Here is a 15373-nt window from a genome sequence, read left to right as displayed (position 1 = left end):
CAGGTCAAGCCTGCGGCATAGCTGTGCAGACACGGTAGGCATTCGCGAGCAAAGTCAGGGATGGGTTTGATGCACCGGCGGTGGGCATCCACGCCGCGTCCAGCACCGTCAACCCAGCCACCTCGTGGGATTCACAATCAAGGTTGAGCACCGAGGCGCCGCGGTCAGCACCGGCGCGCAAGGCGCCATGAACATGACCGTAGCCGGGATTGGCCTCGTCCTGCGGATCGTTCTTGCGCAGCTCGCCGCCTGCGTTCCCAACCGCTTCGGCAATAGTATCCAACGCAAAGCGACTCGTAGCCAAATCCCACGGGTCGTGGCGATAGAACGTCTTGGGGACCGGCACGCCCCAAGGGTCCTTGACCACCGGGTCAAGCTCAACACGGTTGTTGTATAGGCTCATAGCGTCGCCGGTGAACGAAACCGACACGCCACCCTGGGTGCGAAGCTCCTCCATGTAGTTCACTAGGTTTGCACCCCAGATGTTCTTCTCGGATGGCCCCAGCGAGGCGCCCTTCACGAGCCGCAGCGGCGTAGTGCAGGTGAAAGGGTCATAGACCGAGAATTTGCCGCCCTTGCGCATATCGCCTGCGCTGTCCTTGTAGGTATAGAGGCCGCGCAACTGCAGGCTCCCGATCGCGGTCACCGGCTGGTAGAAATTGTTCAAGCCCGGGTTCCAGACCCCCTTGCCTGGGAAAGTAAAGTGGGCGTCGCCCTTGGTGTGATAGGTAAGGAAACGGCCAACCAGCTTATAGGGATCGGGCACCTCGGAAAGAAGAAAGAGCCGCGCCGACTGGATAGTCTGCACGGACACGATCACCCGGTCTGATGCCATGAATTGTTCCGGCCCGCCCGGCTCGGTCACATACCAGACGCCGCGGATCCGGCGGCGCCCGTCGGGGCCGGGCTCATGCTCCACGCGGATGACATAGTGATTGACCCGAAGATCGCAGCGGCCGGTGGCGAGCGCCCGACGCAACATGGTATTGGCCGCGTTGGCACGGCTGTTTACGGCGCAGCCGAAGAACTGGCAGAAACCACAGAACGAGCAGGCGGGCCGTCCGTCATAGGTCTGTGAGTTGATCGCCCTCGCGCCGAAATAAGGTTTCAAACCAGCCTTGCGGAATAGACTTCGCAGGAAGGCGGAAGACTGGTGAGGTTTGAGCACGGGCATCGGATACTGATAACCAGCTCGCATCTCCTCTTCAGACTGGCCCGCTGCCCCCGAAACGGCCCAGTCCCACTCGGCCATCTCGAACCAAGGCCGGAATTCCTCGTAGCTCCAAGGCCATTTAACCATGTGGCCGGCGTTTGGAATGCCCTTCATGTAGGGCGTGACGTCAAAATCGGGCGTTGTATAGCGCGGGAAATTGGCGTCCCAGACGTTGGTGGACCCGCCGACCATGGTGACCTCCCACCATCGCTCGCTACGGACCGGGCTATTGCCGTCGAGACCGGCGTAGATCATCGGGTCGTCGACAATCTTGGGGATCAGCGTCTTGTGTTCGCGGAAATGCAACTCATCGAAAGGCAGAAAGTCTTCAGCGTCGACCGGCCCGCCCTTCTCGAGGACCACGACGTTCCAGCCACGCTTGGTCAGAATGCGTGCGGCCGTTGAGCCGCCAGCGCCGCTTCCGACGATGATAGCATCGGGGCGAGCTATCACAATGGCGCCTGCTGCAAATGTGCGCACAATGGCGCTTGCCGGAAAGGTGCGCCGGGATAGCCCAGCCACTTCCAAATCACCCCGTTACGATTTCCGCCCCAGCGAGGGTCTGCCAGGCAACCTTCGATCGCGTGGCTTCGAAGCACCGCGAAGAAGTTCTTTTGCCAAGCCACGTCGGGGAATTCGGCCAGTGCGCCCGCCTGTAGTTGGCTTAGCAGATCCGTCGCCTGATTCGGCTTGAGAGCGGCTAGATTCGCCAGCCCCGGGAATCGCGTCTTTGCCCCTGCAGTCAGCATGGCCAGACCTTCCTGGTATGTGACGCGCCAGCCCGGCACCTCATAATATGCCTCCGCCACGGCGAGCAACTGATCAACATAGTCACTGGCGCCGGCGTCGCGCGCGCCTGGACGTCCGGGCGCACCAGGCCAAATGGCTTCGAACAAGGTTGCGAGATCTTCGTTCTGAGCCGGAGTAAAGTAGCGTGCGCCGGTCATTTTTGGTGCGCGCGGGACTGTCATTGCTGCGGTCCTCCTTCACTTGGTACTATTCCGGCTTGATCCCCAACAGAGCCTCGGCCCGCTCAACCATGCCGATATATGGAGAGATATCGGGAACGCCCGAGTGTTGGATCATGTTCAGCACGAGCGCGTCATCAGCATCGTTGAACACGGCGCCGGCATCTGGGTAGAGCTGATTGTTCTCGCGCACAGCGTGGGCCTTGAACAGTACTACGAACGCGTCGGCGAGAGCCTTGAAATCTTGCAGAGCATAGAAGCGGTCGTCATCGTCGCCGGTCTGGATCCGCCGCCAGGCGACATCAATCGCCTTCCAATAAGCGCGTGCCTGATCATGCTGGTCGAAAACCCACTGACCAGTTTTGCGCGACATCCCGCACCCTACCGCGAACTCGATCATCGCCTCCTCCGCCTTTAGGTGCACGGGGTCGGCGAAGTGGTCGATCAGATGCAGGAACAGTGCCATGGCGCGACGCAGTTCGCCGGGGACGGCGATATTCGGCGGCGAGGTCCAGCGGTCGGGAACCTGGACTGGTGCCTTGCCATCCACCAACACGCCGATGCTGGCGGCAATTGCGCCTCCGACTGCGAAGATCCGCTCGCCGAGCATATGTTCATGCTCAAGCATCGCCTCGAACTGGCGGCCGCTGCTGTTGGTAGATGCGTCGAGCTTGCCCACTAGCGCGCGCATGAATTCACCGCCAGGGGGGTTAGGCTTGATCAGGCTGTCCATCCCGGCCAGTTTCGCCCCGACGCACTCGTTGAAATTCTCCCCGATAAAAAGACATTGGCCGATCGGAACTTTGAACTTATTGGCGGCGAACTCATAGATCGCCGCAGCTGGCTTGTCGGCCGCCGCTTCGTGATTGGTAATGATATCGTCACGCGCAATGAAGTCCCCGATCGTCACGTGACCGCCATCCGGCCTCTGCGATAGCACCGCTTGGGTGACCATCTCGCGACCATGGGCATCGCTGAGGCCTGACGGCAGATTGGTAATTGCCCCCATCCGCACGCCGAGGCTCTTCACCGCCTCTAGCAACATCTGAGTAGTAGGTCGAAAGGGCACAAGGTGGCCGGGGCTGTCCACAGTACCTAGCGTATCCCGCACGTCGAAAAATATGGCGTCTATTGCCGACATTTCGACTCCCCCTATCCAGGCCTTTAAAGATGTGATTATTTCGTGCCAAGTGTCAATATGTACCTTTTCCTAGCTCAATATTCACTGGAAAACACTGACCATGGTTTTGCAGGTAGGCGCTTTTCTTTTCGATCCGGAACGTGGCGGCAGCACAGCAAAGCTGACATCTCTAACCACGGCCGCAGCACAAGACATTTTCGGGCGCTATGACCTAGTTGCCTCGGTCGAGCTTGGGGGCCTCCCACATCTTTTGATGTATGAACGCCGTAGCGGGGCAGCACAATTCTACGTGGCCGGACTTACGGCGCCATTTTTCACCTTGGCCGGTAACGAAAACCTTGGGGTGGGGTGGGACGCAATTGAGAGTTTCGTGCTCGCCAACCAACCTTATGTGATGTGCTATCAGCGTGAGAACGGACGCTTCGAATTTCGCGCGATTGACCAAAAACTTACCCTGAGCGATGCACTCGAATTCCATCGCTCGCACGAGCCAGGACCCACAGCCGGGTTCACGATGATACGGCCGTTTGTCTCGATGAACCAAGTAGCCTTCATGGGCTACAATAGCGCGACCGGAGCTGTGGCGATGTATACCGTCGCTGCCACCGTTGCAGCGCCACCAACCAAGCCGCCCCTGCAGCCGCTCTGTGTGTGGTCCCATACTTGGGCGAAGAACTGGACGCGCTTTGTGTTCTTCGCGATGGGCGGCGCTAACTTCTTCCTAAAGACCAACACTGGCGGCACGGGTAACGTTAATATAGACCGGATAATGGATGGTCTCGCCGCTGGAACGCTTGAAGTTTCAGCCCATATGGAACTCCACGAGGCCCTTGACCAGACGCTGAACGCCGCGCTGATTCTCGACGATGGATCGCCCTACTTTGTGAACTGCAAAGCTGATGGTTCGGGCGTGATCTACCGTATCCACACAGACTGCCAGGGATGGGATAAAATCTTGGATGTTGAGGGCCCTAACATGCCTGAGCACTTGCTGACCCTGCGCTTCGGAACCCGACACCTGGTGCTGTTCTGCTAATCCGGCACGCCGGCTCATGCTACAGACAAGCCGGGAAGCCGACATTTACTTACTGAAAGCCACGGCGGGCAGCGTCGCGCCTTGGCATTATGGAAAGGCAGTCCTCACCGACCGGTAAACCCCTAGGAGCTCAAGGAAACCAGAACTCCTGGGCACTCAAAACGCAGCTTCGCCATTTTTCTACCATCCGCGAGCCTGATATGGATGGTTGAGCGATGGTCGGCCGCGATCTGGTCGTGGTGGGCAATATACAATATAAGAAGCAAGCACGATGTGCCGATTTGCTGGCCGCTCGCGATCTCTAGGCCCCGACGGCCCTTAGGACAACAGCTGCTGTGGCGCGATCCACCCGTCAACCAAACGAGGTGCCGCCCTGCTGGAAGCCGCCGTACGCACTCCCGCGAGCCCGTCCGGCAAGTTGCCGCAACCCGCGCATATTTCAATCAAACCGATGTTGAAGATATCGTGTTCGGAACTGGCTTCCAAGCCGCTTGCCTCAAGAGTCGCAGAATGTTCGAACGGCAGTCAGTCGGCCCCGCAGTTTGGAGAAACGTGTCGATCGCGCACCATGTCACCCGTCTAAAGTTACCTTGATGATCGCCGATGGCGCGAGCCTCATATTGCAACAGATGAGCTCCCGGGTGGTAATTGGTTGGAGCTTTGATGTATGATGGATTAAAACTCGGGACAATTTCAATCGCAGTTTTGTTTCCAAGACTGCAAACCTGCGATAAGTGCTTACGAAATGCACTTTTGTACTCATAATGCTCCAAATCTATTAGTAATATCCGCTTCGATTTCCGCCTCCGCCGCCCTATCTGAACATTCGTGAATTCGAACACTGCGGGTAGAGTGAAATCAGTATCGCGGCAAACGCGCTGTATTCGTTCGGCAAAGTCTCCAGTCAACAATCGATTACCTTGGGTAACTGGCATACCGTCTGATCTGCTTCCGACCGCAATATCCCTGTCTGCCTGGCATGATGTGATGCCAAACCCTCGAAGAAAGAGCTCTATCCCAAGTTTGTAAATCGACTCTTCGCTATCCAGTGGATCTATGTCTCCACCAAAGCGATGCCGAGACACATGCGGCCTGACATAGAGAACGACCGGCACCATGATCGATAGTCTACTACTGAGTTTTATCATGATCGGAAGTTGTATTATGGCGAGGCACGAAACGACTCCAACCAATCCGTCGCCATCGCGACGAAAAATCTCACTGAGCAGTATTGACGTGTATAGCTCTGTGACCGCCAAATGAGCATGGAAGAGACCTGTCGAATATTCACCAAATGCCGGAACTCGGCCGGGTGGTAGGCCACCACCCTTAATATCGTACCAACTTCCGTCCACCTCGATGACTATGCTTCGATCATACTGTGGTGGCCGAACTGCCGTCACTTGGCGGTCAGTAACCGGGATTGCGCGATGCAATGCATTATCGGAAGTATGTGGAGCAGATACGAACGCAAATTGTTGCAATATCCATTCACCCAACCTCTCATCATCCCCCCCGAAACGATGCCTGCGAACCGTTCTGCAGTTCGCACGAAAATACTCCAGGTTCGCCCAAAGCAAAGTAGCGGACCGAACTTGAAAGACGCGCTCCGCTGTAGACCTTGGGCGATCATCAGCACACGGCATCCGCATCGGCCGGCTTCCTCTTCGGCGGATTTACATCCAGAATCTCAGATCCGAGATCTCTCGCCGACGTATCTCCTGGAAAAACGAAGCCATCGCATGCGCGCCCTCGACAGAAGCCTGAAACCCCACAGAGACTTCATAGCCAAGAGGGTAGTCTGCATCTATCCCGAACGCGTTGAACACGTGTCTATCAATGGAGAGCGGACGAAGACCGAACAATGGCGCGGCGCGAAGTCCAATCGCAACTCCACCCGAATTCCGTCGTACCAAACCGGATAGTTCGACATAGGTAGCTGCACGCTCTACCCTGTGGTCTACATCTTCGAATTTGAGGCCGATACCCTGCAAAATGAGATCAAATCGGCGATCAAGCATAGTCACGAATTCCCCGCCGCGCCGCCGCTCTGAAGGCCGCAACCTAAAGATCCGGACCAAGTTTTTGGAGCCCCCGAGGTCGGACCAATACCTTACCTCGCCGGTCAACAGGGAGCGAAGTTGCGTTACAGTCAATTGGCCGCAACGAGCTTCCATATTCACGAAGAGCCCTGCTCGCTCCGAGAAGAAGGGGATCGTGATCCAACCTGCCTTTCGCGCGAGAAACCCGCTCTGCACAACTACCTGTTTTGGAGAATAGACGTTTTTCCAAAAGTCTTCCGGATTTTGAACGTGGACAAACCCGGGCTTTGTTTCCGTGTCTATGGTGGTGCATACCAAGAATGGTCCGTGAGACTGAAGCCGGCCTACAACCTGCTTAGCTATAGTTGGCCAGCGCCCCGACTTCCACTGACCAAGACCGCTAACTTCAAGCTCTGGCGTATAGTTGACTGATTGAACAGGCATTCTAATACCTCCATCCCTGATCAATTGTACCGACCATGACATAATTGGAAGCAGCGGAATCGAGTTGGGCCGCGTCCACAGTCCCCTTTGACCATTGCGTACGGAAGCTGTCATTGATCCAGCTGCCCTCGGCTCCGCCTTTAATTGCAGCTAACAGTTTATCGTTGTACGATGGACAGCCGGCCTTTGCGGCCTCCAAAGCTCTGGCGATATCTTCTTGGGCCTGCAGGCCCTTTCGCCATTTTACAATGTGCCAAAACAGCATCAGCTTCCCAGGCGGCTGCATCCACATAACCTTCCCATCATAAAACTTTATGACGTCAGCCCGCAGATTCACAATAGAAGCAAAACGTCTGGCAGCCATATCAGCCGCCATTTCTTCTCGGTTTGATGACCCGATTGCATGAAAGAAACCACATTCTTCGACATATGCTTGAGCAACGAGGTCAGAACTCTGCTGAAATATTTCATGCAATCTGACAGACGATCGAGGAGCAGCATCCCTGTTCAAAATTTCTTCGATGCTCGACCGCGTGGCAACAAGGGAAGCCAGGGCTTTCGAAACGGTCGCCTTTCTCTTATTCAGTGAGCGGAATCTCGATATCTGCTGCGCGATATCGATGTTCTTGACTGCCAGTTTTCGAGTTGATGTCTCCGGTACGGCATTCAGGAGAGCGCTACTATATGCGAGATTTGAAGAGTAACCGGCGGGTGGCGCAACTGTTCTGTACCCCTCCAGTGCCAAATTTACTAAGAATGGAACGGGATCATAGTTTGTAAACGGCGTATCGCCGCACTGGCAAAGATCGTCCAGCAGGAAAGAATAGTTGGAATGAGAGACAAGCGCACCAATTTGTGAGAGGTTGCCGGGGTCGCCGACTGTTGACTCGAGCGCCCATCGGCTAAAGGCACGAAACTCCTCAAGTGAGGCGGGATCGTTTCGCCGCAATTCGGCACTACGAGTCGCAATTAACAACGGTATTTCTTTGCGGGTTGGATAGGACGAGAAATTGGAAGAGAGGGCCGTCACCAATGAAGACGACGATGGCACGCCGGGCGAATCTCGTAACTCTTCGCTGGCACTTCGAATGGCCGCATCATAAAGACTGTGCTTTATCTGGCATATTAATATAAGCACAGAAAATAAAAGTAGTGGTAAAGTCACAATCGCGAAAAAAGCAACAAGCCTGCGCGTCGAGCGGCCTACGATACGCTTTGCACACTCAACGCAACGTCTGATAGCGTCCGACCATTCTGACACGCCAATCACTGCAGCCAACAGCGCAATGGCAGATACAAGAGGCCAGAAACGCGTGTTGAACGTTTCCGCAATCCTGGTGCCGGTGTGGCTTAGCACCACGAAGACGGCTAGGAATGCAGAAAAATAGACGACGACGCTCACTTGGCTTGATCGATGCTTATGCATCCTTACTCGAAGACGAGCAAACATGATTGCGATCCCCCGATCAGTATAGACATTGGCATTCTTTGCCGAGATCAGCAATGCCAAAACTGCCGGCGCAGGACTGACGAATATAGCATCCAGAGCCAGATGCCTTGACCGACTTGAAGCGAAGCACTGATGGATAGTGCCGCAGTTCGCGGCGTCATAATGAACCGCTTGGCCTATCATCGGCTCGGCGTCAACTATGTCTGCTTTCGAAGTTCAGGCCGGGGCATGCGCAGCGCGCATATGCGGTGCCAAGCCGTTGCAAGCTATAAGTGCGATATCCAGCGTGTCTCGACTATTTGAGAGCTATCGACATGCTGTGAACTCTTCAAATGCCCGGAAAAGTTATGAGGCCACCTTGAACTATCCATCGCCGATCGAAATGGTGGCGCCGCAAACAGTGCCAGGCTTACCGGGCCACCATGGCAACCATTAGCCGAACATTTGCAACTGCCTGGGCGCAAGCACATGTCGCAACAGGCCAGCCCCGAAGTGGGTCGTTCTGGGCAACTACCTGCTGCTTAAGTGCTGCCCGCTCCTGCCGGAAAGGGGCTTGCTGGCACGCGTTGCTGCTCCTGGATCAAACGTCGTGCCTTGCAACCTCTGGGCCAATAGTTTTTGGCTTCGCCCGAAGCTGCACTAACGCCAGCAGTAGCGAAGTGCCGCGCCGGGGCTGCCGGCGCTTTAACTCCGGAGGGCGGTGGAGCATGCAACCAACAAGTTTGCAGCAGAAATCCGCGTGCGTGCCATGCTGATTTGTGGTCGTGGCGTAGCTTCGAAGCCGTCGGTGCCACGCCCAAACGGTCGACTGGCTGACCAGTCGCCGGCAGCTGGAGCCCTTCGGGAACATTCCGCCTGCCGAAGTCGAAGAGCCATATTCTGCCGCCGAAAACAAGATGGGCATGGTAGCGTGACTCACAGCCCGATGCATTCGCCAGACCACGCGCGATTCAATTGGGCGATCAGGCCTTGGGTATAAAGTCCGGTATCTCGCGACGCATGAACTCGTCGAACATCGGCACGGTGAAGCACACGTCGCCATGGGCGGGCGAGTAGATCATCGCCTTCTTTATGAGCGCGGTGCGCTGTTGGTTAGCTTTGTCGGTGTCGCAGCCGAGTTGGTCCGCAACGTCGCCTGAACGGTGCGTCCCTTTGCCGAGTTCGGCGAGGGCGCGCATATAGTTCTTCTCGGTAGGCGTGCACCGGTCATAGCGCACGCGAAAAAAGCTCTCATCAAGCTTGCCCCGCGCGACTTCGGTCGCGTCGAGCACGTCCGACCAGGTGATCTTCTTGCTGTCAGGAGCGATGTTCCATGCGCAGAATGCCCATTGCTGCAGGAAGTATGGGTAACGTTCGGTGACACGCAATATCTCGGAAATAGCGTCCGCTTCGAATTCAACTTTCAAGGCGGCTGCGGGGTGCTCAATCGCAGCGATTGCGGCTTCTTCGCTCAAAGCGTCGATGCGAGGGTACACGAACAGCCTTTCCGCATATGATTTCGCACTGCCGGCAAGTGCTAACACCTGTGGTAAGCCTGCTCCAATGAACGTCACGGGAAGAGCTTCCTGGCTTATTCGGTGAACCGCGGCGATCAGCGCGCTGAGTTCCTGCTTTTCGAGAATCTGGAGTTCATCGACGAATATGACCACCGCCTTGTTGGCGGCCGCGGCAGCTTCACCAACCTCAACAAGGATATCGGCGAGGTCGGCCTCGAGGTCGCCGCTATCCGCTACACCGATTGTCGGGTCGTAAGAGAGCGAGACGTCACCAAAGGTCAGGCCTAACCCGGCGACGAAAGCTTTCAATGCGCCAAGACTGCGTCGTGCGCGATCCTTGGCGGCTTCGATCAGGCTTAAAGAGAGCAATGCCTTGCGTAGGCCTGCCATGAGAATTTCGGGAAGCTTCTTCCCTTCGGTCGCCTCGGCGTAGATGACCTCGAAACCGGCCGCCTTGGCCGTGTCGTGCATGTGCCGCAGCAACACTGTCTTGCCCACACCTCGCAGCCCAACCATCACCATCGGCTGGATTGATCGGCCCGCAAGAAGCCGCTGAAACATGATATCTGCTTCTTTGATGACCTCATTCCGGCCCGCTAGCTCGGGAGGGCGGTTGCCGGCACCCGGCGAATAGGGATTTTCGACCGGGTTCATGATGCTGCTTGGTCGCGGATGCTGGGAACTCTCATTTGGTGAGCATGGCCTCGATAGCCTCGGACAGATGATCGAGGGCGGTATCTCCACCCCGACTCTCAAGGATTTCCAGCAATTCCGGGAAGCCTACATGCGCGTAGGCATTCGCGATGCGCATCATCTCGCCAGGCCTGTCGACGATAGATGCGTCGCCATTTTCAGCGATGGCGAGCAAGGTAAGCGCGGTCGGTCGCCATTCCGGCGACCCCAGCGCCACACCTTCGGCGGCCTTGTAGGTTTTCCCGGTCGGAGGGGACGGTTTGATCCCGTTGCGAACCGCAACGCAGATCGCGGCGAACCAGAAGTCCACGTTCCTGTCGAACGGCTGGTGCTCAGGCCGCGCGCCTTTCCCCTCGCGCCGCTGGACGTAGGTCTCGAAATGCGTCCGATAATTATCCGAAACTGTGACATCCTGACCGGCGAATGGATTCTCTGCCATCAGGCCGCCTCCCCAACCTGTTTGGGCGTCGACGGTGTGTTGCGCTCGCATATCTCGCACGAGGAGACGTGATCGCACTTGCAGATCAAAACCCGGGCGTCCGAGGTTCCAGGATCATGCTTTAGCATGACCGGATAATGGGCCGGGTTGGTCATCGTGACGACCTCACCAGCGACCTGATCGAGAATATCTTCGCAACCGTTGATTTCATCCGGGGTCAGCAAAAGGATGAGCTGGGAACTCGACGAGGCCGCGACCTTGACCACTTCCCTCTTCACGAAGCCGGTCATCATGCCGAGAGGCGTGTCGATCACATTGGGGGCTTCAACCCCGCTAACCTGCGTCAGCGCGAGAATAAAAGCGATGGTTAGAGCGCGGCGCGATGCCCCGTTGAGATCTTGTGACGGGTCGAGGAGGCGCTCGTTTCGGCCGTAGACGATGATGTTGAAATCCGTCGTGATCGCCGCGCGTCGGATCATTGCGCGGTCCGGGTCCGCGCCGATCATCTGCAAAAAAAGCTCATTCATGTGGCGTGAGACCGCATCGACCTCCCGCGTTTTCATCGTGACAAGCGTCTGCTCGACAATCTTGCGCAGATCGCCGGCGGCAGACAGCTCGGCCGCGAACTTGCGACCCTTGGTCTCGCGAGCCAGAAGCGTCTCCATCTCCTTCGCCCGTTCCCCGCGCTGTTGCCGCAAGTTCCGAACGGTGACGTCCAGTCGCGTTGCCTGTTCGCGCTTCGACGTCAACTGCTGGAGATAGGTGTCACGCATCTCGCGCGCCGACTGGACGTCATTGTCTTTGATCTTACTCAGCCGCGCTTCAAGTTCGGCCGCCTGACGCCCGAGCTCCTCGTAGGTTTCCTGCTCGCGCGTGCGCGCCGAATAGGCCTTCACATATTGATCGTGCCAAGCCATCTTGCCGTTAGTGAGTTCGCGGCTCTCGTAATATATGGTCGAGATGCGCGATTTGAGCACGTCAGTCGCGCGGCTATCCTCAATCAAATGGAGAATATGCGCGCGCCGTCGTGCGCCATCCCTGTCGTTGGGATCTAGGGACTCGCCGCAGATGCAATCAGCGTGTGTCAGCCTCTCCTCGAGGACCGGTATGGTGGAATTGGGAATCTGCCCTTTCTTCCGGAGTTGATCTAGGACCTTGCCGGCCGCCTTCAACTTCTCGCCCATCATCCCCTTGGCGAAATCGATGCCGGACAACAAGCGGGATTGATCTAGGTCCGCCGTCCGCTTGCGTGCCTCGGAGGCGGCCCGCTGCTTCTCGATGCGCTGAAGATCGCCTGCGATTTCTTCGCGGTTGCCCTTCTTCAGTGCATCCTGCAGTGTGCGATCCGCACGAGAATAGAGATCACTGAGATTTGCGATCTCTTCGGTGGTCGCTGCCAGCTTGGCTTCGTTGTCGGGGATAGCCAAGTCGAGGGCCTCGAGCTGTGCACGAACGTCGGAAAGTTGCTGGCTGCCGGATACGTTATCGGCCTTCGCGCGGATGTCGCGCTCGGCCTTCTTCACATGTTCGAGCGCAGCCTCCAGCAACGGCAACCCCATCAACTGCTCGATCGCTCGCCGGACCCGCTTCTGCTGATCGCCACGCCGCCCTTCGATGAAGCTCAGTGCGCGGTCGCCGTCGGTGAAGAATACTTCTCGAAGGTCCGCCGGCATATGTTGGCCGAGATAGCTTTCGACGTTCGGGACGGAGTCATTGCCGGTCGGCTTGATTTCCTCAAGAGCCACCGACGATTTGGGGCGACTGGAAGATCCAGCCCGATCACTCAACGACCGCACGAGGCGGTAGCGCCGCGTGCCCTTCGGGGTCTCGACCTCATAGGTAACTTCAGCCGTCGTAGTCCCGACCATGCCCTCAGGTATATCCATCGAAATCGTGGTGTAGGTGCTCGGTAACGCTTCATCTCCGAAAAGCGCCCATTGCAGGGCGCTCAGGAGTGTGGTCTTGCCGCTTTCATTGGCGGCCCGAATTACGGTCACATTTTTCTTTTTGTCGACGGAGAAGTTGAACTCGGCGCCGTCCAGCAGCCGAAATCCGTCGAAGCGGGCTTTGATCAGACGCATGTCAGCTTCCGGTTCCGGTATGCTTATTTAGGTAAGTCCCTACCCTACTGACAATGTCGCCGACCTTCACCGCGATATTTGTCTTCGCGAACTTGTTCTGTCGCTCCAGCGCGATGATGTCGGCCACGGCATGTTTTAACTCGTCCCGATAGCCAAGAACCCGTTCTTCAGTCGCTTCTGCTTGCTCCATCAAGATACTGATGACCCGTTCGTCCTTATACGCCATCTCGCCCTCCACCTAGCAGCATGGATCGAAGCTGCTCGACTTGCTCGAAGGGTCCGCCCGTCCGAGCGCCGTTGCGGCTCAAGCGTGCGAATTCCCAAACCCGGTCTAACTCCGAGCGGATCACCTTCTTCGATTCTTCATCCATTCGTTCGCCCTCCATTGCCCCCGGCGGTAAAGTCACGAGATCATGAATGACCGCGTGCGTCTTGCCAATCTCCTTGCACATCCGAAGCAGACGCCCCCGTCGTTGCACCCATTGGCGGCGAACGGTGGTGCTCGCAAGAATATAGGCCTTTTCAATTTGCGGGACATTCACGCCTTCGTCGAGAACTCTCTTGGCGGTCAGTACCCGCAGCGCACCGGACTGGAAGCGCGCCAATATTCTGGCCGACATTTTCGGGTCGGCCGTTTCGGTCGCCGTCAGCTGGTGGAAGGAGATATCGCGGCCAGCCAGCAGCGCGTTGACGAGCTCAAGCTGGGTAGGATCCTTATCGGTCGCATAGATCAGAGTGTAGCGGAGGTTCTCGATCGGTTCGTCATCGAGCAGCTCGGCCAAGCAGGTCATCTTAGCAGACGCGGTTTCCAAAACACGTCGCCGCTGTAGTAGGAGACTCTCGAGCCACTCATCCTTAATCCCCGCATCGAGCTTCCAGGCCAAACGGACGATCTTCTCCGTGAGATCTCGCCATTCCACCATTTCGGTATCGTCGAGTGAGACGAAGTGGGCGTGATAGTCATATGGGGTCAGGCAGCGTCCGATCGCTTCTTCTAACGTGAAACTGAAACAGGTTGGCCCGAAGTATTCGAAAAGGGCCGCGGTCCCATCCTGGTCATATTGGCGGACCGGAGTGGCGGACAAGCCGAGTCGATGGTCAAAACATGTCGGGGGCGCGGTCATGAAGCCGGCGGCGCCGAGATTGTGACACTCATCGGCGATTAGCAGCTTCGGGCCGGCATGTCGTGAAATCGCTTCGATGAATTCGGCCGTGCACAAGGTGTCGTTCGAGGTCACGAGCACTTCGGCTGGGCTCAACCCAAGCCGAAGCCGCCGGCGCGCATCGGCGATCACGCGGTCGCGCCCTTTGGGGCCTGGCTCGGCTGTTAGATTTACGGGGTGCAGCCCGAAAAGCTCAATCTCGTTACACCATTGTTGGACCAAAACATTGTATGGCGCCGCGACAATTATCAGCAACGGCCCGACTTTCGCATGGAGCGTATGGGCGCCGACCATCGCAGTCAGCGTTTTGCCCGAGCCCGTGCACATTTCCAGAATACCGCGCCATCCGGAATCTCGCCATGAGTCGACTGCTACACCCTGATGGGCGTAGTCTCCGCTGCGATAGTCGAGCCATTCCGGGATGGCGAAGACGATCTCGCCAGCCGGGCGACTCGCCGATTCCGGGACGAGCTCAGGAAGGCCGTGCGCCTGCCTCCAAAGCAGACGGTAGTCATCCTCGTCGGGCGGTCGCTCGCTTTTGTAATCCCGAAGCAAGCGCTCCTCGATCGCCGTTGGGAGGTCGATGACTATGCAGTCATTGTCTCCGCCGCTCCATAAAAGCTCGAACTCGGCCGCCAAGCGCGCGCAGGTCCGAGAGGCGTCGTCACCGGTCCAACCCCGGGCGATCGAAAGCTGCTCCCGATTTCGACCCAAGCCTGCCCCGGTCATATTGGCAGACCCGTGCAACGCCGCAATGTTGTCCTCATCGTGGAACAGCCAAACCTTCGGATGGAAAAGAGCGTCGCGCATCAGCGCAACTTTCATTTCGAGTCGCGCCTGCGCGATCAGCCAGGCCAGACATGTCAGCGCATGCCGAGCCAGGGCATCGGCATTCGGCAGTTGGTCATCGAATTTGATACCCACCAACGTTTCCGGGCTGAGTCCACGCCGAAGTGCGTCCTGATCCGTCGCCGAGAGGTAGGGACTAATGACCAAGCGGAGCGGTGCGCTGCTCGCGCGTAGATAGCTCGCCAACCCCGGCGCGATCTCTGCAAGCGACTGGCTTGAAAAAAAGCCAATCATAACGTCCGCATGGGCGGAGGCGGACAAACCCGGGATGATCACCTCTGTGGCGACATCGTCCTTGGGCAAGATATAGATCGGCTCAACCGCTTCGAAGGCTTTAATGAGCGACATCGCAGTACCG

The 15373-nt window shown here is 57.2% G+C and carries 11 protein-coding genes and 1 pseudogene; 2 read left to right on the top strand and 10 right to left on the bottom strand.

Annotated elements, in window-relative coordinates:
* Window positions 1-4 precede the first annotated feature (4 nt).
* From F3H96_RS11970 to F3H96_RS11960, 3 genes are read right to left on the bottom strand one after another with little or no spacing between them, the layout of a single operon-like run.
* Entirely contained in the window at window positions 5-1693 is a 1689-nt protein-coding gene (locus F3H96_RS11970) for a GMC family oxidoreductase (RefSeq protein WP_188131360.1), read from the bottom strand.
* Window positions 1663-2184 (bottom strand): gluconate 2-dehydrogenase subunit 3 family protein, encoded by a 522-nt coding sequence (locus F3H96_RS11965; RefSeq protein WP_149801944.1) that lies wholly within the window; start codon window positions 2182-2184, stop codon window positions 1663-1665. Before F3H96_RS11965 ends, F3H96_RS11970 begins: the two co-directional genes overlap by 31 nt.
* Window positions 2185-2209: 25 nt before the next feature.
* Entirely contained in the window at window positions 2210-3322 is a 1113-nt protein-coding gene (locus F3H96_RS11960) for an HAD family hydrolase (RefSeq protein WP_149801943.1), read from the bottom strand.
* Window positions 3323-3422: 100 nt separating this feature from the next.
* On the opposite strand from F3H96_RS11960, the gene F3H96_RS11955 reads away from it, so the two are divergent.
* Entirely contained in the window at window positions 3423-4358 is a 936-nt protein-coding gene (locus tag F3H96_RS11955) for a hypothetical protein (RefSeq protein WP_149801942.1), read from the top strand.
* Window positions 4359-6034: 1676 nt separating this feature from the next.
* On the opposite strand, the gene F3H96_RS11950 is transcribed toward F3H96_RS11955, so the two are convergent.
* Complete coding sequence (locus F3H96_RS11950) at window positions 6035-6844, bottom strand: hypothetical protein (RefSeq protein WP_149801941.1); 810 nt, start codon at window positions 6842-6844, stop codon at window positions 6035-6037.
* Window position 6845: 1 nt separating this feature from the next.
* Entirely contained in the window at window positions 6846-8246 is a 1401-nt protein-coding gene (locus F3H96_RS11945; RefSeq protein ID WP_149801940.1) for a hypothetical protein, read from the bottom strand.
* An 813-nt stretch (window positions 8247-9059) separates the two neighbouring features.
* On the opposite strand from F3H96_RS11945, the pseudogene F3H96_RS31070 reads away from it, so the two are divergent.
* Window positions 9060-9208, top strand: a pseudogene (locus F3H96_RS31070) (IS3 family transposase); the annotation flags it as partial.
* Window positions 9209-9256: 48 nt separating this feature from the next.
* Here F3H96_RS31070 and F3H96_RS11940 read toward each other — a convergent pair.
* Genes F3H96_RS11940 through F3H96_RS11920 form a run of 5 tightly spaced genes read right to left on the bottom strand, consistent with a single transcriptional unit; the run spans window position 9257 to window position 15363 of the window.
* The gene (locus F3H96_RS11940; protein ID WP_149801939.1) at window positions 9257-10444 is read right to left on the bottom strand and encodes an ATP-binding protein; all 1188 of its coding nucleotides are present in this window, start codon (window positions 10442-10444) and stop codon (window positions 9257-9259) included.
* A 31-nt stretch (window positions 10445-10475) separates the two neighbouring features.
* On the bottom strand, window positions 10476-10922 hold the full coding sequence (locus tag F3H96_RS11935) for a hypothetical protein (RefSeq protein WP_149801938.1): 447 nt from the start codon (window positions 10920-10922) through the stop codon (window positions 10476-10478).
* Window positions 10922-13003, bottom strand: coding sequence for an AAA family ATPase (locus tag F3H96_RS11930; protein ID WP_149801937.1), 2082 nt, complete (start codon window positions 13001-13003; stop codon window positions 10922-10924). Before F3H96_RS11930 ends, F3H96_RS11935 begins: the two co-directional genes overlap by 1 nt.
* Window position 13004: 1 nt before the next feature.
* A complete protein-coding gene (locus F3H96_RS11925; protein ID WP_149801936.1) occupies window positions 13005-13229 on the bottom strand; it encodes a hypothetical protein in 225 nt (74 codons plus the stop codon).
* Entirely contained in the window at window positions 13219-15363 is a 2145-nt protein-coding gene (locus F3H96_RS11920; RefSeq protein ID WP_149801935.1) for a DEAD/DEAH box helicase family protein, read from the bottom strand. Before F3H96_RS11920 ends, F3H96_RS11925 begins: the two co-directional genes overlap by 11 nt.
* Between the last annotated feature and the right edge of the window lie 10 nt (window positions 15364-15373).

The organism is Mesorhizobium sp. NFR06 (assembly GCF_900115245.1).
GTDB lineage: Bacteria > Pseudomonadota > Alphaproteobacteria > Rhizobiales > Rhizobiaceae > Mesorhizobium.
The sequence above is the reverse complement of the archived record's forward strand: the minus strand, read 5'-3'. Positions and strand labels throughout refer to the sequence as shown.